This is a genomic window from Carboxylicivirga mesophila, assembly GCF_018271975.1.
Taxonomy (GTDB): Bacteria; Bacteroidota; Bacteroidia; order Bacteroidales; family Marinilabiliaceae; genus Carboxylicivirga; species Carboxylicivirga mesophila.
The window spans coordinates 1-24591 of sequence record NZ_JAGUCN010000006.1 but is presented as its reverse complement, the minus strand read 5'-3'; the positions used below and the strand labels follow the sequence as shown (position 1 = coordinate 24591).

Annotated in this window: 21 protein-coding genes; 9 read left to right on the top strand and 12 right to left on the bottom strand. The window is 40.4% G+C overall.

Annotated features, from left to right (window positions below):
• Positions 1–4 precede the first annotated feature (4 nt).
• The gene (locus KEM09_RS06760; protein ID WP_244824890.1) at positions 5–838 is read right to left on the bottom strand and encodes an outer membrane protein assembly factor BamD; all 834 of its coding nucleotides are present in this window, start codon (positions 836–838) and stop codon (positions 5–7) included.
• A 474-nt stretch (positions 839–1312) separates the two neighbouring features.
• On the opposite strand from KEM09_RS06760, the gene KEM09_RS06755 reads away from it, so the two are divergent.
• Positions 1313–2455: an aminotransferase class I/II-fold pyridoxal phosphate-dependent enzyme gene (locus tag KEM09_RS06755; protein WP_244824889.1), complete on the top strand. Its 1143-nt coding sequence runs from the start codon at positions 1313–1315 to the stop codon at positions 2453–2455.
• A 70-nt stretch (positions 2456–2525) separates the two neighbouring features.
• On the opposite strand, the gene KEM09_RS06750 is transcribed toward KEM09_RS06755, so the two are convergent.
• The 7 genes from KEM09_RS06750 to KEM09_RS06720 form a co-directional block, all read right to left on the bottom strand.
• On the bottom strand, positions 2526–3377 hold the full coding sequence (locus tag KEM09_RS06750) for a hypothetical protein (protein WP_212227040.1): 852 nt from the start codon (positions 3375–3377) through the stop codon (positions 2526–2528).
• A gap of 3 nt (positions 3378–3380) precedes the next feature.
• The gene (locus KEM09_RS06745) at positions 3381–3998 is read right to left on the bottom strand and encodes a cytochrome b/b6 domain-containing protein (protein ID WP_212227038.1); all 618 of its coding nucleotides are present in this window, start codon (positions 3996–3998) and stop codon (positions 3381–3383) included.
• A gap of 1 nt (position 3999) precedes the next feature.
• Positions 4000–4941, bottom strand: a complete 942-nt coding sequence (locus KEM09_RS06740; RefSeq protein ID WP_212227036.1) for a cytochrome c3 family protein — start codon at positions 4939–4941, stop codon at positions 4000–4002.
• 93 nt (positions 4942–5034) lie between these two features.
• Positions 5035–5448, bottom strand: a complete 414-nt coding sequence (locus KEM09_RS06735) for a c-type cytochrome (RefSeq protein ID WP_212227035.1) — start codon at positions 5446–5448, stop codon at positions 5035–5037.
• Between the two features lie 22 nt (positions 5449–5470).
• Positions 5471–6349, bottom strand: coding sequence for a DUF5777 family beta-barrel protein (locus KEM09_RS06730; protein ID WP_212227034.1), 879 nt, complete (start codon positions 6347–6349; stop codon positions 5471–5473).
• Between the two features lie 12 nt (positions 6350–6361).
• Positions 6362–6742 (bottom strand): hypothetical protein, encoded by a 381-nt coding sequence (locus KEM09_RS06725; protein WP_212227033.1) that lies wholly within the window; start codon positions 6740–6742, stop codon positions 6362–6364.
• Positions 6743–6813: 71 nt separating this feature from the next.
• Positions 6814–7935, bottom strand: a complete 1122-nt coding sequence (locus KEM09_RS06720; protein ID WP_212227032.1) for a hypothetical protein — start codon at positions 7933–7935, stop codon at positions 6814–6816.
• A gap of 359 nt (positions 7936–8294) precedes the next feature.
• Here KEM09_RS06720 and KEM09_RS06715 point away from each other — a divergent pair, with 359 nt between their 5' ends.
• Complete coding sequence (locus KEM09_RS06715; RefSeq protein WP_212227031.1) at positions 8295–8993, top strand: Crp/Fnr family transcriptional regulator; 699 nt, start codon at positions 8295–8297, stop codon at positions 8991–8993.
• Entirely contained in the window at positions 8994–9824 is an 831-nt protein-coding gene (locus KEM09_RS06710; protein ID WP_212227030.1) for a UbiA prenyltransferase family protein, read from the top strand.
• Here KEM09_RS06710 and KEM09_RS06705 read toward each other — a convergent pair.
• Entirely contained in the window at positions 9821–12190 is a 2370-nt protein-coding gene (locus KEM09_RS06705) for a DUF5686 family protein (RefSeq protein WP_212227029.1), read from the bottom strand. The genes KEM09_RS06710 and KEM09_RS06705 overlap by 4 nt on opposite strands.
• A 111-nt stretch (positions 12191–12301) precedes the next feature.
• Positions 12302–13186 (bottom strand): pseudouridine synthase, encoded by an 885-nt coding sequence (locus KEM09_RS06700; RefSeq protein WP_244824888.1) that lies wholly within the window; start codon positions 13184–13186, stop codon positions 12302–12304.
• A 267-nt stretch (positions 13187–13453) separates the two neighbouring features.
• On the opposite strand from KEM09_RS06700, the gene glmM reads away from it, so the two are divergent.
• The 6 genes from glmM (at position 13454) to dnaK (ending at position 22473) form a co-directional block, all read left to right on the top strand.
• On the top strand, positions 13454–14836 hold the full coding sequence (glmM, locus tag KEM09_RS06695; protein ID WP_212227028.1) for a phosphoglucosamine mutase: 1383 nt from the start codon (positions 13454–13456) through the stop codon (positions 14834–14836).
• A gap of 111 nt (positions 14837–14947) precedes the next feature.
• A complete protein-coding gene (locus KEM09_RS06690) occupies positions 14948–16258 on the top strand; it encodes an efflux RND transporter periplasmic adaptor subunit (protein ID WP_212227027.1) in 1311 nt (436 codons plus the stop codon).
• A gap of 11 nt (positions 16259–16269) precedes the next feature.
• Positions 16270–17646, top strand: a complete 1377-nt coding sequence (locus KEM09_RS06685) for an ABC transporter permease (protein WP_212227026.1) — start codon at positions 16270–16272, stop codon at positions 17644–17646.
• Positions 17647–17734: 88 nt separating this feature from the next.
• Positions 17735–19147, top strand: a complete 1413-nt coding sequence (locus tag KEM09_RS06680; protein ID WP_212227025.1) for a TolC family protein — start codon at positions 17735–17737, stop codon at positions 19145–19147.
• Positions 19148–19150: 3 nt separating this feature from the next.
• Positions 19151–20395 (top strand): efflux RND transporter periplasmic adaptor subunit, encoded by a 1245-nt coding sequence (locus KEM09_RS06675; protein ID WP_212227024.1) that lies wholly within the window; start codon positions 19151–19153, stop codon positions 20393–20395.
• 167 nt (positions 20396–20562) lie between these two features.
• Positions 20563–22473 carry a molecular chaperone DnaK gene (dnaK, locus tag KEM09_RS06670; protein WP_212227022.1) on the top strand — a complete coding sequence of 637 codons (1911 nt, stop codon included), beginning with the start codon at positions 20563–20565 and terminating at the stop codon, positions 22471–22473.
• 418 nt (positions 22474–22891) lie between these two features.
• On the opposite strand, the gene KEM09_RS06665 is transcribed toward dnaK, so the two are convergent.
• Positions 22892–23581, bottom strand: a complete 690-nt coding sequence (locus tag KEM09_RS06665) for a bifunctional 4-hydroxy-2-oxoglutarate aldolase/2-dehydro-3-deoxy-phosphogluconate aldolase (protein WP_212227020.1) — start codon at positions 23579–23581, stop codon at positions 22892–22894.
• An 87-nt stretch (positions 23582–23668) separates the two neighbouring features.
• A partial coding sequence (locus tag KEM09_RS06660) for a sugar kinase (RefSeq protein WP_212227019.1) occupies positions 23669–24591 on the bottom strand: 923 nt, incomplete at its 5' end.

Sequence of the window (24591 nt, the reverse complement as noted above, 5' to 3'; positions counted from 1 at the left end):
ATTTTTAATTTACTGCAACTTCGTTATTATATCCTTTCAGCATCTTATCGGTATCTTCAAATATCCGATCTGCCTTCTTCTTATATTTTCCTTCCGGAAATTCATTTACAAACGAATAATACTCATCAATAGTATCTCGCACACGCTCCTCTTTCTTTTCCTCAACACTATTAACTGCCTGAATATATTTAGACTCCAGAATCAGGAACGATAACTCTTCTCTGTATTTCGTATCAGGAAAATCCTTCAGACTGTTTTGAGCTGCAATGACTGCCGATTGATAATTATTACCTAAATAGTCACCCAAATTATAATACAACTTGGCATTAAGATACGACTTATATACTAACTTATCACGCAACTCATCCATTAAACGGGTCGATTCATCAACTCTGGCACTATTAGGATACATATTAATAAACAACTGAAACTCCTGTATTGCTTCTTCTGTTGTTGTCTGGTCCAAACGTGGTTTAGGCGAACGCATATAATAACAATAGGCACTCATATACTGACATTCTTCAGCATAATCTCCTGCCGGAAAGTTCTTAACATACTCACGGTAGTAATGGCCTGCAGTTAAAAAATCATTTAACCCATATAAACAATTAGCATAAACGTAGTTTGCTTCCTCGGCTTTATCCGTACCCCTGTAAATATTTACCAATTGCCCTAAAAGAGTAGCTGCACGCGTATAATCCTCCTGCTCATAATACTTCATCGCTTCAGCATACCAAAGCTCATAATCCTGGCTTTTAAGTAGTTTCTGATATTTACTACAACCAGAACCAATTATCCCTAGTAATGCGACAACAATCAGTAAGTATTTCAACTTCATATATTTGAAATTTTTGAGATTCAAAAAATACGTAATAAGCCAGTTCTTTTTAGCTGCTTTTACAACGTGCAAAGATAATCTTTAGGATTTAACCTCACAACCCCGAAACAGATATAATCAACAAGCACAATAATTTGCACCTACAACCACTCATATTACTTCAACAAACTGCAGCAGTAGAGAAAACTCACTAACAGATAAGTCAAGAAAACAACTAAATACCTCACGGATTGAACATTACCATCAATTCATGTGTAATCCTGCCGAACATCAATCGGCTACATCTCTTTTTTAACCGGGTTTCTTTCAAAAAGATAAGTAAAAACATTACATTTGCAGCGAAAATTTTAAAAGCTCAGTATAGTGGATATTTTCGATAAAATAAAGAAACATATGGGCCCATTGGGTCAATATAGTAAAGAAGCACATGGATACTTCACTTTCCCAAAGTTAGAGGGCGAAATTAGTCCAAAAATGAAATTCCGTGGAAAAGAAGTACTTACATGGAGTTTAAACAACTACCTTGGACTAGCTAACCACCCGGCAGTGCGTAAAGCTGATGCTGATGCCGCTGCAGAATATGGCATGGCCTATCCAATGGGTGCTCGGATGATGTCAGGTCAAACAAGCAAACATGAAGAGTTGGAATCTAAACTGGCCGAATTTGTTGGTAAAGAAGATGCCTACCTGCTAAACTTTGGCTACCAGGGAATGGTATCAATCATTGACACCTTAATTGGCCGCAATGATGTTATAGTATATGACTCTGAGTCACACGCTTGCATCATGGACGGTATTTTCCTTCACAAAGCCAAAGGAGGTAAAAGTTTCGTATTTGCCCATAATGAAATGGATAAATGCGAAAAGATGCTTCAGTTTGCCACTAAAAGAGTAAAAGAAACAGGCGGAGGTATCGTTGTTATTACAGAGGGTGTATTTGGCATGGCTGGTGACCTTGGTAATCTTAAAGGAATAGTTAAGCTAAAAGAAAAATATAACTTCCGCATTTTAGTGGATGATGCACACGGATTTGGCACCATGGGTAAAACAGGTGCTGGTGTAGCAGAGCACTATGATGTTGTTGACCAAATTGATGTTGTATTCAATACATTTGCCAAGTCAATGGCCGGCATTGGTGGGTTTGTTGCCAGTACCGAAGAAGTTATCAACTATTTACGCTATAATATGCGTTCGCAAATTTTTGCTAAGTCTTTACCAATGCCAATGGTAGTAGGTGCGCTTAAGCGATTAGAGATGTTGCGTGATGAGCCTGAACACAAAGCCAACCTATGGAAAGTGGTTGAAAGGCTTCAATCAGGCCTAAGAGAAGCCGGGTTTAACCTTGGAAAAACTGAATCTCCTGTTACACCAGTATTCCTTGAAGGTAACGTGGCTGAAGCAACTCAGTTAACAATGGACTTGCGTGAAAACTACAATATCTTCTGCTCTATTGTTGTTTATCCGGTAATTCCTAAAGACCAGATTATGCTGCGTATTATTCCTACCGCTGTTCACACAATGGAGGATGTTGATTATACGATCAAAGCATTCCGCGAAGTACAAGAAAAACTTAAAGATGGTAAATACAAGAGCGATAAAATTGCCAGCGTATTTTAAACCATCAATTCAAGCATACAAAAGAGGCTGTTCATACAATGAACAGCCTCTTTTTTTATCAAACTCAACACTAAAATTTAATCTTTAACCCCAGACAAAGCAATAATAATCCAAGACTAATGTATTTCAACTCCACCCAGCGATCAAACACCAGGCTTAAATCTATTAATTCGGCTGAATCTTCGCTAATAACAGGTGTATTAATTCTTTTAACCACCCAACCTTTTAAATTATGAACATCGTCAGTTCCCATTACAACATCAGTATATTCACTAACAGTATCGAAAAAGCGAACCTTAATCTCACCTGATTCACTTACCACGCTTTCTTCTCCACCTTCATTTCCAAGCAACTTTACAGCAAAAGGCAAACGATAGAATTGACCAGTTTCAGCTTCAGCCTCAAACAGAGCTCTATCGGCACCAATGCGCATAGACAGGTTATAATAGTCATGCTGCCCTACTACTGTTGAAAATACAAATACGAGGGTAGCAATTACCAAAGCAAATGCAGACCATTTAGCTTTAAATTGGCGACTATTTACTCCAAGAAAAACACCCCCAGCAAAAAATGCAAAAACCGCAAGAAGCATGGCTGGTACAGTCAGCAAGCGATTAATTAAAGAAATCTCAAGCCCATCGGGCCTGATTAGAATCACAATTCCAAATATGGCAACTGCAATACCAACGGGCAACAATACTTCCTTACCCCCAACAAACTTAACCTTTGCTGAATCAGAGATAATTCCTACAGCCAGCCCTATAGCACCAACCAGTAATATAAAATAAAGGTTCTGTGGCCACACCAGCTGTACAATTCCCAGCGTAGATAATACAGGACTTAAAAAATAACCAATTAATAACAACCCAATAGTGATGAGGATACCCGACAGATATCCTCTTTTGATCGATAAATCATCCATAGATTAATGAGATTCGTGATAACCGTTAACAATACTCTTAAAATTGGCACTTACAGAAGCTCCCATAGTAGCAAAGTATAAATGAATCACCAAAAACAAACTGGCCAAAAATCCAGCACTGGCATGAAGTAATGCTGTCAATAAGGTACCGCCAATTCCAAAGAAATTATCAATAATGGCCTCTGGAAACATAAGCGCTAAACCTGTTATAATTAATATTGGATACAATACAAAAATGACTCCTACATATGTTACTTGCTGCAATGGATTGAACTTTGCATCTTCTGTTGTTGGGTAAGGAGAACTCTCACCCTTAAATACACCAAATGTATAATATCTGATTTGCTTAAATAAACGTTCAGACATCCCCTTAAACCTTATTTTGTAGTGCTTTTTATTAGAAGTAAAAACAAAGGCTGCTAAAAAGAATAGGTAGGCCAGAAATATTACAATCCCCGACACATTATGACTAGATACAGCTACATCAAATGGTAATAAAGGATATGCCGGGTTGGAATACTGCATACTAATCCCTGATATTAATAAAACCAGAAAGCACAACGCATTAACTGCATGCCAAATCCTGATCCAAACTGGATATAAATAAAGTCTATCACTCATATTACTTCTTTTTTGAAACGATGAAACGTAATGTGGCATGTATCAACAAACCTATTACCAGCATACCAAATAAGGCTATACTAACAAAATTCAATGTCTTGTTTCGATTGGCACCAATAATATATCCTTCATTTAACACAACGGCATTGAAGAAGCCTGATTCAGCTCTGCTTTCCTTGGCCCGATGAGCATAAAGCGATTCCATTAATACTGAATTAGAGCTGTGACATTCCACACAATTATGCACTGCTTCCTCTTTGGGCAATATATTATGGGAGACAAGCAAGTCAGACTGAACCTTTGTGTGGCAATCAATACACCTCACTTTGGTAAAATGTCGGCTCTGGTTTGGCAACCAGGAATGAATACTTGCAATATCCTGTGGTTCATCATCAGATAACAGCCCATATTTAAACTTGTTATCGTGACAACTTAAGCACATATTATTACTTAGTTCAACAACCTCAGTTATAGGCCTATCTTCTCTTAAAGCCAACTCATATCCATGCGCATCATGACACATCCAGCAATTAAAACGCTCATCGGAAGCTTTGTAATGCACACTTTCCATAAAAGCAGCCTCAATACCTTCAAAGTTGAATTTAGCAAAGGTTTCGTCACCTCCATGACAATCCATGCACTGATACTTCTCTTCAAGCCTTAATTCACCACTATGTGGAAATGTCTCATACTCCATAGAGTGACAATCTACACAAGCAAACATCTTATGAACAGAGGTGTGCAGTTTCGTACTATCTATATGATGAAATGGATTAAGAGGTTTACGATCAATTTGATCCGTCCACTCATTATGGTATTCATAAAACACCTGACCATGACACTTTAAACATTGTGAATTGTCGGCCACTCCATTTGCCCATATCTGATGACCAAACAGAAGAACCAGCAGGTAAATCGGAATTATTTTTAATTTTTGAACCATTGTATCTGAATATACTATTGGATAAAACAAAAAACTGCCAGCATAAAAGGCAAATACCTCTTGCGCGGGCAGTTTGTAATAATGGTGATTTATTTATTTTTTAAGCGTACGTAAATACGTAACGATTGCCCATCGGTCTTCATCATCCGGAATTTTCTTTTCGAAATTTGGCATATCATCACGACCTACAAAAGACTGATAATAAATCACGCCATCTTTTTGAGCCTGAAATTCAGCTGAAGTAAAGTCTCCTAAATCTGCATCAATACTTCTTGCTTTTGGACCATCACCTTTTCCAATATTTCCATGGCACGATTTACAATGACGTGCATAATTCATCTTACCAATTTTTATCATCTCAGCATCATCAGCAGCCTGAGGATTTTTCATACTCTGATACTTGGCTGGCACATCCCAAGGTTTCTTTTCCTGCACAAAAGACATTAACACAAAGCTTAGCATTACTAATGCACAGCTAACCATTATCGACATCTTCAACTTTTTCATACTATTAGTTTTTAATAATTATCTAGAAATTCCACAATCGCGTTATATTAAAACCAAAGCGAATACTCTTGCTATCAAACTCATTTGTATTGTACATATACAACTCTTGTGCCAGGATACCTAAACCATTAGTCACAAATATTTGAAAAGCGTGCGTACTCGTTGATACCTCATAACCGATTGAGAAGTGTGGCTTTGGGTGGTTGGTAAAAGATGTGTGTTGCGAAATACTTTCAATCTTTAGTGGAACCCCCAACTCAAGAGTCAATGACGATTGAGGACTAAACTTAATACGTCCTCCAAAGCCAAGTCCAATCTTATCATTATCCAGCAAACTATCTACTGAATTGTAATGAGTAAAGTTGGCACTTGCCTGAACCGATAACCAATCATTAACCTTACGGCCTACTATCACCTCAGAAAAGTATGATAATCTATCGGAAAAGGCATAATCTACGCCAAAAGCAGCGTCCTCTCTACCATCTATGGCTGCATTACCATATAGCGTTAAGCTAACCGGAATGGTATTTTCGCGCGTCTGCTGAAATGGGGTGTATTTGGCCTGAAAATCCTGATACTTCTTCTGGCTGTTCGTTCCAAAACCTACACTTAAATTATCTAAAATCGAATAATTAAAGCCAATACGGATGTTTGCTCCCGGCGCCATAATACCAAATACATCACTAATCCCATTTTCTACAGGACCAAAACGGTGACTTATCACCATTTCCAATGTATTTTTGTACTGAGTAATACTGGTCTGGTGGTTTACCAGAGTTCCAGACTCCCATGGCGCTCTAACCGGCTTATCTACTTTTTTTTCAACTGGTGCTTCTTCCTGAGCCATTGCAAAGTGACCAGATAACAACACCAAAACAATCAGATATACTATTTTTTTCATTGTAATCGTTTTTTAGTTATCCTCTGCACCTTGTTCAATCCAGGTGATAATGAGCGCTTTCTGATTACCAACATAATTATAATTGGTGTGCGGGGCACTGGTGCCAGGCACTTTTACAATTAAACTATTGGGGGCATTATCTAAATCCATAAGATTTAAACTAGTCAGCGATTGATAGGCGTTACCTGGCTCTAAACTAAATGTCACACTACCATTATGACAATTAGTACAACTTTGCGTTGTCCATATCGGCTCTATCTGCTCAGAAAAACTGATTGGCTCTTCAGGATCTACCGGTTCACCTGTGTCAGGTTTGATAAATTTATAATCACACCCAGCACCCAGCACCGAAAGGAATAATATAGAAACAAATAATACTTGTAATGCTTTCATATGACCTATTTAGTTAGTTAAACAAAAGATTGAATGGCTATCATAATAGAATAGCCATTCAATTGAATTTACTAATTCGTTCCTAAATAAGTTCTTGCTGCATTAATCAAACTCTGAGTATATTCCTCATTATGGATACCGTAGCTATGATCATTCTTAACAAGTGCAAAGTTCCAGTAGGCAGCTAATTGTTGATGTGTCCATGTACCACCAATTAAATGTCCATCTGCATCAGCAATACCAGCAGCCATCAAATCAGCATGAAGCGCGTCTAATAATATTTTATTGGCTGCCATCTTACCTGGCAGATCAATAGTAGCACCTCTATCTGTATGACACTCATCACAAGCAGTAAACACAGGTTCTCCGTCTTCTGTAGCAGCCATTTTCATTGAATGACCACCAACATACCCACCGTAGTTACCTGTCAAAGCGTTAAACGACATGTGACAGCTTTTACAGCTATGATGTCCTTTTGTGCCTGAAGGGGCAGTTGGGTTATCTGTACCAATGTATCCACCTACACCACCAAATATAGCACCCTGAGCACCATAGTGAGGTCCCCAGTGAGCCGCAGAACCTGCTGAGATTTCAATTGAACCTTCAACACTAGGATCTGGCTGACTTGTTCCTCTATGGCGAGGCTGGTGACATTTAATACAAGTATTACTTAATCCATCAGGATCACTATATTGATTGGTTGCATCCACTTCTAATCCTGTGAATATACCATTATCGTTTTCATTTAAGTAGAAATCTACAGCATCTGTGTAATGCAATGCATAATCACCGCGCTTGTAGGTAGTATGGATTTGGTGACAAGTAGAGCACGACATAGGTGCAGCTTCAGGATGCAATCCACCTGAATTTGTACCATCTTCAACTGCCTTAATGAAACCATTATGTGAGTGACACATTGAACAGGAACCTCCAGCATAATTTGCATAACCCACGTGTTCCTGACCACCGGAGAAGTGCAATGAATGCTTAAATTGAGCAATCTTGATAGGTAATTCACTATCATTAGTGTGACATTCAATACATCCTGTAGTACCATCAATTCCATTAATTCCATCAGTCCCATTGGTACCATCTGATCCCGGAGGGCCTTGAGGACCTTCTTTTGTACAGCTAGCGAATACAACAGCTAATGCCATTACTACAAGCCAAATAAATTGTTTTAGTTTTTTCATAACTCTTGGACTTAATTGTGATTACGCGGTTTCTTAATTTTAAAATACTTTTTAACAATTTTAAATATTTCCTTGTTAACTAACACGATGTAAGTTATACGCCTAATGATTGATATAAATCAATACAAATTGCATATCTAATTGATATTTGGTATATTAGAATTTACAAACTGATTAACGAAGCTTCTCGTTATTTAAATTCAGTCCATCTAAAGAGTAATCTTATTATTCTATGAATGTGATAATTAATTTAAAACCAGCTATAGACTGCGCATAACGTACAAGCGTTAGCGATTTGGTAAATTGAAAGAAACTTTATACTTTCAATTTCAGCAACAATTCATCAATTAGGTACTAATATGACAAAAACAATGAGTGACATTACCGGATGTAGCAAGTGCAATATCAAATTCAATGGCTTTGAAACGCTTAATGAAGATGAGCTAAATGCGTTCAAGGAATCTCACTGTAAGGTCGTTTACCAAAAGGGTGAAACCATTATAAAAGAAGGCACCCGATGCAATAATATCATTTGCATCAAAAAAGGGTATGCCAAACTCTATATCAAAGGATTAGAAAATAAAAATATCATCATAAAAGTACTTAAAGAGGGAGATTTCATTGTTAGTCCGGGGCTCTTTACCGATAATCTGAACCACTTTTCGGTAAGTGCCCTGACTGAAATGGATACTTGCCTTATTAGTGTTGAGGCTTTTACCAGTGCCTTTAGAAACAACATTTGCTTTGCTGAACAAATACTAAAACTAAATCATCAGATTACGACAGACTTATACCACCAACTCATCAACTTTTCGCACAAAAAAATGACAGGCAGAATTGCCAATACTATCCTGTACCTTTCTGAAAAAATTTATCACTCCCGTAATTTCTACACAACGCTCAGCAGGCAAGATATAGCAGATCTTTCAAGCGTGTCAAAAGAAAGCTTAATTAGAGTGCTGAAGGATTTTAAAGAAAGTGGCATTATTTCGATTAATGGTAATCAAATTGAAATTAACTCCCCCAAAACCCTCGAAAACATCAGTCGGGTTGGTTAAATGATAGTAAAAAAAGCACTCTTCCGAAATGTTCGGAATTTTCTGGTTTATTCAAATATATGGGTAGCACTTTCAGTAGCATCTTTAACAGAGGTGCTAAATATTCATGCCCAAATTGACAACCTTCTTATTGTAATATTTAATTTTTGCGCGGCATTGGCGGGTTATAACTATATGCATCTTTCTGTTTTTATTGTCAGCCCGCACAATTTAAAGGCATCACGACTGCGATGGCTCTACAAACACAAAACCCTCATTATCATTATCACATTAGTTGCTGCATTAATTAGCGTATACCTATTTTTCTATTTAGGCTCAGGCAATCAGAAAAATATATTGCTCTTTACTATCATCTCTGCTCTTTACATTATTCCCAGCCGAAAAAACATAGGATTACGCTGGATTTCAGGTCTAAAAATTTTAGTTATTGCCAGCTGTTGGACCTTATTAGCTACGCTTCCACTCCAGCAATCAATTGAGTTTAATGCCATAGCCATATTGGCAACATGGCTTTTCATTATTGGCCTCACCATCCCGTTTGACATACGAGATATTGCAACTGATCCCAAAGCCTTAAAAACAATTCCTCAACTCACAGGCACCAATGCGGCCACCTGGCTTTCCTTTGGATGCATTTTAACTAGTTTGATATTATTGACTACATCAAACAACACTGTAAATATCATCATTGGTAATACCCTCTTTTTGACTTTGGCAATACTATTTATAGGAAAGGTAGCTGCGCACCCATCAGCTGCATTCATCAACTTTTACATAGAAGGCCTCCCTACTCTCTGGTTACTGATAACAAAGGCAGCTTCTTTATTTTAGAAGGCAAATTCAAGCCCCAATTTAAACGCCCAGTTATCAATCGCTTCAGGCAAACGATATGCGCCGTATCGGTACTGTACCGATAAACCATATTGGAAGATAAAATTTGAAAAGAGATTTTTCAGGTATAAACCCGATTCGTAGTAGCCTTTATTAAAAGTTGAAATCCCTTCAGGCGCATCACCAAAAGCCACATTGGTACTAACAACAATCTCGGGCTTAATGCGATTATTTGTATTGAGTCCCAGTGGAAAACCATGACTAAAATACATGGCAGTAAACTGATTGGCTCCAAACTCATTTAAACGCATGGTACCAAAAGTATATGGCACCAAAACTGTAAATGACTTATAGCTACCTAAAGCACTATATACTAACGTACTTGGGTAATCGCCTGACATATAGCCACCCTCGAATCGCAAAACCGTGTACATGGAATTGGGATAGTTAAAGCGCTTATGCACCCTCGACTCCAAGCGGGCATATTCATACTGACTATCACTTTCCCACTTGCCTGCTGCAGCATTTAACCACACAACGGGCCAATTGGTTCCATTCGATATTTTACCCAATGGAGAGTTCGAAAAAGTCTCTTTATTGGCCCATTTCAGTTTAAGACCAACTTCATTCAACTCTAATGCCGGAGCCACATTATCATCAACCACAAAACGATACGATCGCTGTGGATTCAACTCGTGATTACTATAATAGATACCTGCCTTAAAATATTTCACGAACCGAAACTCAGCTCCGGTGGTCCACCCTTTTGACAAATCCATTGTTTCTGTTAAAAACCGGCTAAAGCGCTCACTTGATAGTGCTTTTACGCCATCAATGAACTCAAATGAACCAGTAGCATAAACATCATCCTGATACTTCACATATAAGCGATTCTCTTTATTTCGAAATGGAGACAATGTCAATTCAAGTCCATATTTGCTGGCTTTATCTCCAAAGCCATAGGTATAATAGCCTCCGGTAGAGAAATTCTTTGACAGCCGAGGACTGGTATACAGACCTGCCCCAAGCTTTAGCCCTTCATAATCGTTATAGTCGATTAACCTGGAAACATCCAGCTGTAGTTTCCCTATTGGTACGTACCCTTTCACCAGAGAAATTTGGGTTTTAAGTATGGCATCCAGATGATTTTTTCGCCCAATACTATCGAGGTATTGATAAGTTAATGAATCCCTTGCCGTCAATGGTTCATAACGAAAATGTGCAATATCAGGAGCATCATCAGCTATATTTAAATCCTCCATCACTACATTATCAAATTCCCTGGGTGAAAATTGTGGCTGTGTATTAATGGCTGTCACATAACTCTTGCCTTTGCCAACCAGCGGGAACGGCAGTTTTCGCAATGCGCCCATACCTCCCAGTTCAAGACTACTTTCAAGTTGCTTTGGGTACCAGGCACCATTAGCAACCGGCTGGTAATTTTGCCTTATAAATAAACGCATTCCATTTTCGGTGCCAGCGGTGGTGGCCGATACGGTCTTTATGGCCAATGAACTACCATCGATATGAAACGCACCAGTTAAACCTCTGAAGTTTCTATCATTACGCGGACGGTACGATATGTAGTAGATGGAGTCGCCACTAGCAGTTGTATAAGTATCTTCCAATACAAACTGATAGGCTGCCAACCCGGGTTTAGATGCCGGATTGAGATAAGAATACCCCAATAGTTTGACGTATTGATTATAAAATGAGAACGGTTGCAGCATAGCAGGAAATGAAGCCAATATTGGATCTTTTAAACCGCTTACTCTGCCTGATAATATCTTTTCCTTACCAACTCCTTTTTTCAAATGTTTCTTTTCAGAAACTGATTCGAACAGAAAAAGGTAACTATCATTTATCAAGCCCAGCGAATCCCTTAACTCAGCTCTTTCTTCAGCACTCAAGTTAGCAGGCCATTCAAAATCCAAGGTCATTTTGTGATAAATAATGCAGCTAAAAGGATCGTAGTTATCTGGATTATGCCGATACCTGTTTTTTACCACCTGCTTCATAATAATAACAGCAGGATTTTCTGTTGGTAATACATTAACCGTTGGCAGATGATACTCCAAAGGCTTCAAAAAGATGGTGGCTTTATTGGCAAACTGGCTAACATCAATCACTTTGGATTCATATCCTAAACAACTGACTCTAAACTCGCTTACCTCTATATTAGTTCTGATTTCAAAACGACCATCAATATCTGTTACGGTTCCTGCACCTTCGCTATACACAATATTAACGAAGGCAATGGGCTCTTTGGTTTGCTCATCGGCCACTATACCTTTGTAGGTTTGAGCAGTTGATACGAACTGACATAACTGCAGAAAGAGTAAAAGTAAGATTGATGATACTTTCATCAGGGATATTGTTTAGATTGGTTAACCGTTCTAAATTATAAAACACTTATGGATTTAAAAAAATATCCCTTGCTATAATTAAATAACAAGGGATTATATCGTTCAACGAGGCTATTTCAACATGCCTGCCTTCAGCCTGGTCACTTCCTTATCAGTCAGATATCGCCATTTACCCCTGGGCACACCCTTTTTAGTTAAACCTGCAAAATAAACCCTGTCGAGCTTCATCACTTTATAACCCAGGTGCTCAAACATACGGCGTACAATCCTGTTTCGTCCCGAATGAATCTCTATACCCACCTGTGTTTTATCGTCCTTCTCTGCATAACTGATGGCATCCGCATGGATGGGACCGTCCTCTAAGGTAATACCTGATGCTAACTGCTCCAGATGACTGGCAAAAACCGGTTTATCTGTGAATACATGATAGATTTTCTTGGCATTATATTTCGGATGAGTCAACATCTTAGTCAGTTCTCCATCATTGGTAAGCAAAAGCAAACCTGTTGTTTGTTTATCCAGTCTGCCAACCGGATAGATGCGCTGCTCACAGGCATCCTCCACTAAATCCATCACGGTTTGTTTGGCATGCTTATCTTCTACAGTTGTTACGTAACCTTTGGGTTTATTCAAAAGCACATATACTTTTTCTTCCGGATTAAGGCGTTGTCCCTGGTAACGAATATCATCTTTACGCCCTACGGAAGTTCCCAGCTGCGTCACCACCTTGCCATTAACGGTGATTTCACCTTTTTCAATCAGCTTATCCGCATCGCGGCGACTGCATACGCCCGCATTGGCAATGTATTTATTTAAGCGCATAGTTTCGGAAACAACCTCAACCGGCTTAGCTTCTTTTTTGACAAAGGGCTTTCGACGCGAAGCATCCATCCCGTTTTCTTCCGAGTCCTTGCGTCTGAATGCTTTTGGTTTATGTTCCTGCCTGGCTTCTCCGTCAAATCGTCGCCGACCTCCACTATTTCGTTCTTTCTTCATTTATTTCAATTCGTTGCATCAGCTTACCAACAGTGGCAAACTCAAATATTTAACTGTGCAAAGTTGATAAAAAACCAGCTAAAATTAGCTGAATACACAATAAAAAATAAAGCCCTTCAACATACAGCTAAGATTTACGACTTTCGAAACCTTACGTAAGAAAACAAATTGGATATTTAATTATTATAAAATGTTTCGTAAGAAATTATTGGCTTTTTAAAAAATTACAACCAATTTTGCGTACTTATCTTTAAAAGCAATTTATTTATGACATTAATTAAATCCATTTCTGGAATCAGAGGTACAATAGGCGGCCAGGTAGGTGAAGGCCTGTCACCTCTTGACGTAGTTAAATTTGCATCGGCATATGGGCAATGGGCTAAACTGCGCCATAAAGGTAAAATTAAAGTAGTTGTAGGACGCGATGCACGCATCTCGGGCGATATGGTCAAAAACCTGGTAATCGGCAGTCTTCAGGGATTAGGTATTGATGTTGTAAATATTGGCTTAGCCACCACTCCTACTACCGAAATAGCTGTTACGGAAGAAAAAGCACACGGTGGCATAATTCTCACTGCCAGTCATAACCCTAAGCAATGGAACGCCCTGAAGCTTTTGAATGAAAAAGGTGAATTCTTAACGGCAGCTGATGGTGCCGAGGTGCTAAAAATTGCAGAAGACGAAAGTTTTATTTTCGCCGACGTAGATGACTTGGGACAAGTAAGCGAACTGGATAACTATACTGACTTACACGTAGAGCATGTACTTAACCTGAGAATGGTTGACGTGGATGCCATTAAAAAGGCAAATTTTACGGTGGCCATTGACTGCGTAAATAGTGTTGGTGGAGTTGCATTGCCAAAGCTTCTGAATGCATTGGGTGTAAACAATATCATTGAGCTTTATTGCGAACCTAATGGCCACTTCCCACACAACCCTGAGCCACTGCCAGAAAACCTGACTGAGATATCTAAAGTTATTAAAGAGAAAAAAGCCGACGTAGGCTTTGTGGTAGACCCGGATGTAGATCGCCTGGCTATTGTTAATGAAGATGGCAGTATGTTTGGTGAAGAGTACACGCTTGTAGCCGTAGCTGACTATCTGTTATCGGAACAAGTTGGCAACACAGTATCCAACCTGTCGTCATCACGTGCCTTAGCTGATGTAACACGCAGCTTTGGCGGCGAATATTCACCGGCTGCAGTTGGTGAAGTAAACGTGGTTGCCACCATGAAAGCTACAAACGCGTTAATTGGAGGTGAAGGCAATGGCGGCGTTATTTATCCTGAAAGTCATTATGGACGTGATGCATTGGTTGGTATTGGTTTATTCCTGACGCATCTGGCAAAATCAGGTACTAAATGCTCCGAACTTCGTGCAAAATACCCAGAATACCACATATCAAAGAACAAGATTGAATTAACGCCTGACATTGATGTAGATGGCATCTTAAAAAGCATTGAGGAAAAATACAGAAACGAAGACATCAACACGGTTGATGGACTAAAAATAGATTTTCCTGATAAATGGGTGCAATTGCGTAAGTCAAACACTGAACCAATCATACGCATATATGCCGAAGCTCAATCAATGGCTGCTGCTGATGAGCTAGCACAAACAATAATAAATGATATTAAAGCTTTGATTTAACAGCCTATTAACATTATTTAACAGAAAGCTCGTTGAAAAACGGGCTTTTTTTTGTGCCGTTATATAGTTTTTAACTAAAATCGTAGTTGCTAAACCTGCATCTAACGTATTATGAAGAAGAAGCACTACATTATTATAGCATGCATAGCTATAGGTATCCTTTCCCTACTATTTATCCCTAGAAAACAATCAGCTGATAATCACCTATCTACCCGAGCAGTAAAAGGTAACTTTACTGCACGTGTATACTCTACAGGCCAGTTACAGACAGAAAACTCTGAACTTATAGTTCTGCCTAAAGAAATGTCGAGCCGTAATATTGACATGTACGAGATTAAAGTATCGAACATTGTTGAAGAAGGAACGGTCGTTGACTCAGGCGGTTATGTAGCCACGCTCGACCATGCTGCCGTTGAAGAACTTAGAACAAAGGCACAGGAGGAGCTGGAAACATCGCTTAATGCCTACGAAGATGCTAAAATAGATACTAACTTAAATCTAAGCACATTACGCGACGAGTTGCTTAATGCTGATGTTGATTTGGAAGAAAAGAGGCTGATTCTGGAGCAATCCATTTACGAGTCGCCGGCCGTTAAACGAAAAGCAAAACTTGACGTTGAACGTTCGGAGCGCGATCTGGAGCAGAAGAAACGGAACTATAAGCTGAAACAAAAGCAAGACGAGTTTAAAGTTTACCGTGCGTGGGAAAAAGTTAAAGTAAAGCAGGATAAGGTCAATGACATTGATAAGCTATTCAAAGTACTTGAAGTAAAAGCACCAAAGCCCGGATTGGTTATATATAGTTACGATCGCTTTGGCAAAAAGATTAAAGCAGGCTCAACCATCAGTCGTTGGCGCCCGCAAATAGCCGAATTACCCGATCTAAGCTCAATGCTATCCAAAACCTTTATCAACGAAATAGATATTTCTAAAGTTAAGGTAGGTCAATCTGTCAAAGTAGGCATCGATGCCTTCCCTGAAAAGAGCTTTGATGGCGAAGTCATTTCGGTGGCTAATATCGGGCAAGTCATTCCCGAAGGCGACGCAAAAGTGTTTGAAGTGTCTGTTAAAATTGATGGTACCGATAAGGACTTACGCCCAGCCATGACCACCAGCAACATTATTAATACGGCTTATCTGGAGGATATTATATACGCACCTCTTGAATGTATATTCACCAACGACTCTTTGAGCTTTGTATTTATTAAAGAAGGTGGCAATGCTTATCGTAAACAGATAGTGCAGCTAGGCATCAGTAACGAAAACCATGTGCAGCTGATTGATGGTGTGAATGAATCCGATGAACTGTTAATGAATACACCCACAGATGCAGATAAGAAGCTATTTAGCGGCATTGAAATATACGAGCGCGAGTTAAAAGCAAAGGCAGACAGCCTAAACAATGAACCTGCTAATATTTGATACCACCGACCATGAGAAAAACTCCGTTTCAAATATACTTGCGCTATGCTCATAATATTACCATTGCCATAGAAGCCATTTTATCCAATAAAGTAAAATCGTTTCTGACTGCTCTTGGTATTATGTTTGGCGTTGCAGCCGTTATTAGTATGCTGGCCATTGGCAAAGGTGCCCAACAAGAGGTGCTCGAACAGATAAAGCTGGTAGGTGTCAATAATATAATTATTACACCTGTTAACCAATCAATAGATGGCAATGGCGAAAACGCCGACAATGGCAATAAAAAGAAGAAATTCTCCAAAGGCCTTCATCAATTGGATGCCAATGCCATTATTGAAACCATACCATCCGTCAAAAAGGTCAGTCCGGTTGTCTCACTGAACTATCATGCCATTAAAAAGGGTAAAAGTTACCCTGTAACGCTTGAAGGTGTGTCACCTGACTATTTCGAAATGCTTAATATTGTTATTGATCAGGGCAAACATTTCAGCGAACAACACTCCGACATGGGAACGCCAGTTTGTATAATTGGTGACAATATACGCAACCGCTTTTTCAATCAAAGTGATCCTGTTGGACAGTACATCAAGTGTGGCCAGGTGTGGCTGCAGGTAATAGGCACTATCGAAAAACGCGACTTTACAGCTTCTGCATCTGATGAAATGGGTATTAGCAGTAGTGACAACAAAATAATCATCCCCATTAAAACCATGCTGATGCGTTTTAAGGACAGAGGCGCCATAAAACCTGAGGTAATGGACAACATGGCAGGTGGCGGATTTGTCTTTTTCATGGGTGGCAACCCGGAGGATGAAGCACCCAAAGCTTCAGGCAAAACTACCAACCAGCTCGATAAGATAATTGTTCAGGTGGATGAAACGGAACAGTTATCGGCCACTGCCGATGTCATTAAACGACTCATCTTAAGACGGCATTCCAATATTTACGATTTTGAAGTAACCGTACCTGAGCTGCTGCTGAAACAACAACAAAAAACCAATGAAATATTCAATATTGTTCTGGGTGCAATTGCTGGCATCTCCCTTATTGTAGGTGGCATTGGTATCATGAACATCATGCTGGCCTCAGTGTGGGAACGTATTCGCGAAATAGGCACTCGACAGGCCATTGGAGCATCACGTAAGGACATCATTGTTCAGTTTTTGGCCGAATCAACCTTAATCAGTATCTCCGGTGGACTAATCGGCATCATACTGGGGGTTTTACTGGCTCACCTTATTCACCTGATGGCCGATATTAAAACAATCGTTTCATTCTTTTCTGTTATTGTTGCCTTTGGCGTATCAGCCACGGTAGGTATCATATTCGGATACATCCCGGCTAAAAGTGCTGCCAGCCAGGATCCTGTTGAATCATTAAGACACTAAACTCATGCGTTACATCCTATCTCTAATCCTATTAACTGGTTATTTACAAGTCGGTGCGCAAGTCTCAGCCGACTCGTTAAAACAAAAAATGAGTTTGACACTCAATGAGGCCATACAGCTTGCCAAGCTGCAATCCATCTCCAGCTTTAAATCAAAAAACATGTACCTGGCCAGCTACTGGGACTTCAGGAGTTTTAAAGCGTCGCAGTTACCAGGTTTACGTCTCAATACAACACCATTTAATTACAATCGCTCGGTAACACCACAGTACGATTCCGAATCAGGCGATTTTATCTTCGTACCCGATGAACGTATCTCCAATGATATTGGACTATCGGTCAATCAGAACATCACATTTACTGGTGGTGAGCTGAGCCTCACATCTGTTGCCAGACGCCTTGAAAATATGCGCTCTGAAAATACCAGCTATACTTCAGTGCCTATAAGTATTCGTCTCAGCCAACCCTTAACCGGATATAATAAGTTCAAATGGGAATCTAAACTCAGACCTTTAGAATTTGAACAGGCGAAAAAGCAATTCCTGGCCGAGATGGAAGCCCTCTCGGAACAAACGGTCAGAATCTTTTTTAATGTCGTTGGGGCTCACATTGATCTTAACATAGCCGAAACCAACCTGGCCAATGCCGATACATTATACAATGTTGGTAAAGGGCGCTTTCAAATAGGTACTGTTACGCAGGATGAACTGCTGGATCTGGAACTAACTTACCTGAATGCCAAAATGTCAAGAACCAAAGCGGAGGTGACTTTAAAGCAAATGCGAAACCAGCTGAACTCATTCTTAGGCTTTGACAAAGAAATTGTTATCACCCCACTCATCCCCAATACCATACCCGGGTTAAAAATCAATGCCGATAAGGCGCTTGAGCTAGCCAAAGAAAATAACCCACAGGTACTGGCTTTGGAAGCTAAACTGATACGAGCAAATGAAGACATTGCGCGAACACGCTCCACCAGCGGCTTAAGTGCAGACTTAAGTGCCAATATTGGAATCAATAAGCAGGCGGATAACATAAGCGACCTCTACACCCCACCCTACGGCGATGACAGAGGTTTGGGAGTAACACTCAATGCGCCTATCATTGATTGGGGCACCCGCCGAGGTAAAATACTGATGGCCAAATCCAATAAGCAAGTGGCAGAAGCAGAGGTCAAACAAGCATTGATTGATTTTGAGCAAGACATCGTTATGCGCATCCTTCAATTCAACCTGCAGGAAGAACAAGTAGACATCTCGGCAAAAGCTGATACAGTTGCGCAACTGGGATACAATGTGACCAAACAGCGTTTTATGATTGACAAGGTAGATGTCATTAAATTAAACGCTGCCCGTAACTCGCTCGATAATGCCCGTCGACGTTACATCGAGGCCTTATCCGAATTCTGGAGAGGTTACTATACCATTCGTCAAATTACCCTCTACGATTTTGACCGCAATGAAAGCTTAATCAAATCGCTGGATTACCTTTTGGAAAACTAAACTATGAATAAAAAGACCATTGGCATATTAGCAGGTGTTGCATTGGTAGCTATCATCATATGGCAACCATGGCATTTGCTTAAAAACTCAGACAGAACCGTTACTGTAAAAAAAGGAATTATTGAAGCCACTGTGGTTGTTACTGGCGAATTAAAGGCCGAAAAAGCCGTAGATATACTGGTGCCGGAAGTTAGCTTCAATGACGAGGTGGATATATGGGCCATGAAAATCCTCAGCATTGTTGAAGAGGGTAAAATAGTGAAGGCGGGTGATCAGGTGGCTCAGCTTGAGCCTACCGAGGTTGAAGAAAACCTGGCCAGCGTCAACGAAAAACTGAATGAACACTATACCCTGGTGGAAGATGCTAAAATTGACTCCAGCCTCGAGCTGGCAGCTCAAAGAGAAACCATACAGAAGGAGAAAGATTTGGTATTGGATACTAAAATAAAAGTCGAACAATCGAGTTTTGAATCAAAAGCTGTGCAGCGCCAAACACAAATCGAACTTGAAAAAGCTCAACGTTCGTTATCAAAAGCACAACGCGACTTAATAACTAAAACACAAAAGCACAAAACCAAAATAGCCCGCAACCAAAGAAAAGTGGATCGCTACGAGCGTAAAAAGGCCTTATTGGAACAACTACGAAGCGAGCTCACCATTAAATCGCCCGCTGATGGCATGATTATTTACGGCAATAGCTACGAAGGCCAAAAGGTGAAGGTAGGCTCCCGCGTAGGACGATGGATGCCGCTGATCGCCACCCTACCCGACCTTAGTTCCATTATCTCTGAAATGTATGTGAAAGAGATTGATATTGCTAAAGTTAAAACCGGTCAGCAGGTGAACATTACTATTGATGCCTTCCCCAAGGAGGTGTTTAAAGGGCAGATCATTAGTATCGCTAACATCGGACAGGAAATACCGGGCGAATTTCAGAATGGCTTTAAAGTAAAAGTGAAGCTGGATGACTATACGGCAGCCCTACTGCCAAACATGACAACCAGCAACACCATAATTACACAAAGCAAGAGCAATACCTTATTTATTGAGAAAAGTGCAGTCAGAGGTAGCGACTCGTTAAAATATGTATTCAAAAAAAGTGGACTATCAGTCGTAAGACAAGAAGTAAATGTTGGCATTGAAAACGAACAGTTTTTTGAGATACTACAAGGGCTCGATGAAAAAGACATCGTCTTAACCGTCGAACCAGAGAATGCTGCCCAGCTCGATACAATTAGATTGCAATAGAAATTTGTCATTCTGTCACTCAACCTGACAGACTTTTCCATTTCTTGTATGCTTCTCTGTCATATTTGCACAAAAAACGGCACATTTTGCAATGGCACACCATTTGAGTATTGCTCCCCGTAATTTTGAAGCAAACATTAAAAGAATAACAAGATAATTACATAACAATGGGAAAAATTATTGGTATCGACTTAGGAACAACTAACTCTTGTGTTTCTGTAATGGAAGGAAACGAGCCGGTTGTGATTCCAAACAGCGAAGGTAAAAGAACCACTCCTTCAATCGTAGCTTTTGTTGAAGGTGGTGAACGTAAAGTAGGTGATCCGGCTAAGCGTCAGGCAATCACCAACCCACATAAAACAGTATACTCGATTAAGCGCTTCATGGGCTCAATGTTTGATGAGATTCCAAACGAAGTGAAACGTGTGCCTTATGAGGTTGTAAAAGGTGACAACAACACCCCACGTGTTAAAATTGACGATCGCTTATATTCGGCTCAGGAAATTTCAGCCATGACACTTCAGAAAATGAAGAAGACAGCTGAAGATTACCTTGGTCAGGAAGTAACAGAGGCTGTGATCACGGTACCTGCTTACTTTAATGATGCACAGCGTCAGGCTACCAAAGAAGCTGGTGAGATTGCAGGCTTGAAAGTGAGCCGTATCATCAACGAGCCTACAGCTGCTTCGTTAGCTTATGGTTTAGATAAGATGGACCGCGACATGAAAGTGGCCGTGTTCGACCTTGGTGGTGGTACCTTCGATATCTCAGTATTAGAATTAGGTGATGGTGTATTTGAAGTAAAATCAACCAACGGTGATACTCACCTGGGTGGTGATGACTTCGATGATGTAATCATCAACTGGCTGGCTGATGAGTTTATGAAAGATGAAAACATCGACTTACGCAAAGACCCAATGGCTCTTCAGCGTTTGAAAGATGCGGCTGAAAAAGCTAAAATCGAGTTATCATCATCAACAAGCACTGAAATCAACTTGCCATACATTATGCCGGTTGACGGCATTCCAAAGCACTTGGTTCGCAGCTTGTCGCGTGCTCAGTTCGAGCAATTGTCTGACAACTTGATTCAGCGCACACTGGAGCCATGTAAAGCAGCTTTGAAAGATGCCGGCATGACGCCATCAGAAATTGACGAAGTAATTTTAGTAGGTGGTTCAACGCGTATACCTGCTATCCAGAAAGTAGTTGAGGACTTCTTCGGTAAAGCGCCTTCAAAAGGTGTAAACCCTGATGAAGTAGTAGCTATTGGTGCAGCCATTCAGGGCGGCGTATTAACCGGTGAAGTAAAAGACGTTCTTCTGTTAGATGTAACGCCTCTTTCATTGGGTATTGAAACCATGGGTGGTGTAATGACTAAGCTGATTGAAGCCAACACAACAATCCCTACTAAAAAGTCTGAGACCTTTACTACAGCAGTTGACAACCAACCTTCAGTAGAGATTCACGTGTTACAGGGCGAGCGCTCAATGGCTAAAGACAACAAAACCATTGGCCGTTTCCACCTGGATGGTATTCCACCAGCACCACGTGCCACACCTCAAATTGAAGTAACATTTGATATTGATGCTAACGGTATCTTGCACGTAACAGCTAAGGATAAAGCAACAGGTAAAGAGCAAAGTATCCGTATTGAGGCCTCTTCTGGTTTGTCTGATGACGAAATCAAACGCATGAAAGAAGAAGCTGAAGCCAATGCTGATTCAGATAAGCAGGCCAAAGAAAAGATTGATAAGTTGAATGGTGCAGACAGCTTGATTTTCCAAACTGAGAAGCAACTAAAAGAGTTCGGTGACAAATTGCCAGCTGACAAAAAGCAACCTATCGAAGCGGCTCTTGAAAAGCTGAAGGAAGCACACAAAGCACAGGACATTGAAGCTATTGACGCGGCAACTACTGAGCTAAATACTGTATTCCAGGCTGCCTCGCAAGAGATGTACAACGCCAGCCAGCAGGCAGGTGCGCAACCAGGACCTGATGCAGGTGCACAGGCAGGAGCAGAAGCACAGGGCGGCAAAGACGACGAAGTAACAGATGTGGACTTCGAAGAAGTGAAGTAAACGACTATCACAAACGATAGACAACAATAACAAAATCCCGGTAAGACAGTGTTTTACCGGGATCTTTGTGTTTTAATTAGTTTTAAATAATACTGGAATTTCATTGTTTTTCACCATAGATATGTACCATAACTGTACCGCGCGCTAATTGATGACAATATGCGCCTTAATCAGTCTTACTTCATCCTCATTTAAAATGAATAATCCAATAACTGCAAATACCATGGGAAAAAGCAAGCTGAAGATTCCAGAAATATGTGAGCAATGTGAATCACCATTTGAAGCGAAGACTGAAATCAACGCTTTTGCAGAACCTACTGCACTAATAAATAAGAAAGAAACTACTAAATCGAATCCAGACAGAGTTTAGATTACACTCCCAAAAAGAACAGATTTCTAATAGTAATAAAAAGTCAAGCTAAATATTCTTATTCTCTCTTGAACAAATATCACCTATTATCACTATTAATTCCTTAGCTTTTTCTTCAAGCATTTCCCAGTCCTGCCTTTCCATAATCGCTTTAGAAAACAGATTAGAGCCAATACCCACACAAGTCACACCTGCTGCAAACCATTCTGATAAGTTCTCCTTCTCACAGGTAACACCACCTGTTGGCATTACATCAGTCCAGGGCATTGGGGCTTTAACGGCCTTTACAAATGATGGCCCGCCAACCTCTGAGGCAGGGAATAACTTAACCACCTCGGCACCTAGTTCTTGCGCCATATTGATTTCAGAGATTGTTCCGCAACCTGGTGACCACATAATCTTGCGCCGGTTGCAAATGCGTGCCATGTTCTCATTCAATAATGGCGAAACAATAAAGTTGGCGCCATTCTGGATATAGAGTGCGGTAGTGGCTTCTTCAACAATAGAACCCGCTCCCAAAATCATTCCCGGCAATTCAGCCAGGGCATACTTATTCAGTTCGGCAAATAACTCATGGGCAAAATCGCCCCGGTTAACAAACTCAAATACCCTGATGCCACCATTATAGCAAGCCCTTACCACTGCTTTACACACATCAATATCCTGATGAAAAAAAACAGGTACAACACCCGTCGTCTTCATCGCCTGAAACACTTCTATTCTTGAATATTTAGCCATTTATCTAGTCTGCTTTAATTGACCGAATCAGCGTGCATCAACACTTTGGTTGCATGCACTACTGTTCAGTCCTCCTTCAAAAAACTATTATCTCGATACACGTCCTGAGGCATCGCCAGCCATCAGTTTTTCCACTTCTTCAACTGTCACCAGGTTATAGTCACCTGGTATCGTATGCTTCAGGCAGGATGCTGCGGTAGCAAAGTCAAGCGCTTTCTGATCATCACCTTCGTAGGTGAGCAGTCCATATATGAGTCCGCCCATAAATGAATCGCCACCCCCCACACGATCGACGATGTGTGTGATATCATAATCAGCTGCTTTAAATAATGTTTCGCCATCGTACAGCACACCCGACCACGTATTGTGATTGGCATTGATGGAACCGCGAAGCGTTGTGATCACCTTCTTCACGCGAGGATACTGTTGCATGATTTGTTGTGATACGCTACGATAAGCCTCTGCTTCGACATGTCCGCTAGTTACGTCCATTCCTTCTGGATGGATGCCCAATACCATGGCTGCATCTTCCTCATTACCCAATACAATGTCGCAACCAGCTACCAAATCGGGCATCACTTCAGATGCCTTTTTACCGTATTTCCATAGGTTCTTCCGATAATTCAGATCACACGAAACAGTCACTCCCAAACGGTTGGCCACCTGAATAGCTTCCAGGCAGGCATCGGCTGCACCTTGCGAAACGGCAGGGGTTATACCTGTCCAGTGAAAGAAGCTGGCATCTTTCAACACCTCTTCCCAATTAACCATCCCTTTCCGGATACTTGAGAATGACGAATGCGCACGATCGTAAACCACTTTGCTGGCACGAGCCACAGCTCCTGTTTCTAAAAAATAAATCCCCAGTCGCTCGCCTCCATAAATAATTTGGCTGGTGTCCACACCATATTTGCTCAATTCCATCATACAGGCTCTGCCCATATCATTTTGCGGAAGGCGCGTAATCAATGAGGCATCAATGCCATAATTGGCCAGCGAATAAGCCACGT

Excerpts from the sequence above, each read along its gene's own strand:
- KEM09_RS06760 (WP_244824890.1), bottom strand. The coding sequence starts at position 838 with ATGAAGTTGAAATACTTACTGATTGTTGTCGCATTACTAGGGATAATT.
- KEM09_RS06755 (WP_244824889.1), top strand. The coding sequence starts at position 1,313 with ATGAAATTCCGTGGAAAAGAAGTACTTACATGGAGTTTAAACAACTAC.
- KEM09_RS06750 (WP_212227040.1), bottom strand. The coding sequence starts at position 3,377 with ATGGATGATTTATCGATCAAAAGAGGATATCTGTCGGGTATCCTCATC.
- KEM09_RS06745 (WP_212227038.1), bottom strand. The coding sequence starts at position 3,998 with ATGAGTGATAGACTTTATTTATATCCAGTTTGGATCAGGATTTGGCAT.
- KEM09_RS06740 (WP_212227036.1), bottom strand. The coding sequence starts at position 4,941 with ATGGTTCAAAAATTAAAAATAATTCCGATTTACCTGCTGGTTCTTCTG.
- KEM09_RS06735 (WP_212227035.1), bottom strand. The coding sequence starts at position 5,448 with ATGAAAAAGTTGAAGATGTCGATAATGGTTAGCTGTGCATTAGTAATG.
- KEM09_RS06730 (WP_212227034.1), bottom strand. The coding sequence starts at position 6,349 with ATGAAAAAAATAGTATATCTGATTGTTTTGGTGTTGTTATCTGGTCAC.
- KEM09_RS06725 (WP_212227033.1), bottom strand. The coding sequence starts at position 6,742 with ATGAAAGCATTACAAGTATTATTTGTTTCTATATTATTCCTTTCGGTG.
- KEM09_RS06720 (WP_212227032.1), bottom strand. The coding sequence starts at position 7,935 with ATGAAAAAACTAAAACAATTTATTTGGCTTGTAGTAATGGCATTAGCT.
- KEM09_RS06715 (WP_212227031.1), top strand. The coding sequence starts at position 8,295 with ATGACAAAAACAATGAGTGACATTACCGGATGTAGCAAGTGCAATATC.
- KEM09_RS06710 (WP_212227030.1), top strand. The coding sequence starts at position 8,994 with ATGATAGTAAAAAAAGCACTCTTCCGAAATGTTCGGAATTTTCTGGTT.
- KEM09_RS06705 (WP_212227029.1), bottom strand. The coding sequence starts at position 12,190 with ATGAAAGTATCATCAATCTTACTTTTACTCTTTCTGCAGTTATGTCAG.
- KEM09_RS06700 (WP_244824888.1), bottom strand. The coding sequence starts at position 13,186 with ATGAAGAAAGAACGAAATAGTGGAGGTCGGCGACGATTTGACGGAGAA.
- glmM (WP_212227028.1), top strand. The coding sequence starts at position 13,454 with ATGACATTAATTAAATCCATTTCTGGAATCAGAGGTACAATAGGCGGC.
- KEM09_RS06690 (WP_212227027.1), top strand. The coding sequence starts at position 14,948 with ATGAAGAAGAAGCACTACATTATTATAGCATGCATAGCTATAGGTATC.
- KEM09_RS06685 (WP_212227026.1), top strand. The coding sequence starts at position 16,270 with ATGAGAAAAACTCCGTTTCAAATATACTTGCGCTATGCTCATAATATT.
- KEM09_RS06680 (WP_212227025.1), top strand. The coding sequence starts at position 17,735 with ATGAGTTTGACACTCAATGAGGCCATACAGCTTGCCAAGCTGCAATCC.
- KEM09_RS06675 (WP_212227024.1), top strand. The coding sequence starts at position 19,151 with ATGAATAAAAAGACCATTGGCATATTAGCAGGTGTTGCATTGGTAGCT.
- dnaK (WP_212227022.1), top strand. The coding sequence starts at position 20,563 with ATGGGAAAAATTATTGGTATCGACTTAGGAACAACTAACTCTTGTGTT.
- KEM09_RS06665 (WP_212227020.1), bottom strand. The coding sequence starts at position 23,581 with ATGGCTAAATATTCAAGAATAGAAGTGTTTCAGGCGATGAAGACGACG.